We start from the raw sequence: 233 nt of genomic DNA, 5'->3' as shown, positions 1-233 counted from the left end.
GAAGAATTCCAACAGATAATGAATGGCAACCAAGATGCAAACAGTTTGGCCGAAACCGTAACCGATGCCGCTGCCACAATCGCCAGCCATACCATCGATGCAACCGTCGAAGCCTTATTGAAAGAGCAAATCGAAGCGGAAAAAAATCTGGAAACGCTCAAAGCCTGCCTGAAAGAATTGGCAACGGACAAACCGATTATCCTGTTTATCGACGAACTCGACCGCTGCCGCCC

The 233-nt window shown here is 48.9% G+C and carries 1 protein-coding gene; it reads left to right on the top strand.

Going from position 1 to position 233, the window contains the following annotated elements; all coding sequences use genetic code 11:
• The coding region (locus ACTHS3_RS18745) for a P-loop NTPase fold protein (protein WP_440368918.1) at positions 1-233 on the top strand (233 nt) is incomplete at both ends.

The organism is Neisseria sp. P0009.S007 (assembly GCF_051962515.1).
This window is presented reverse-complemented; position numbering and strand designations above follow the sequence as displayed.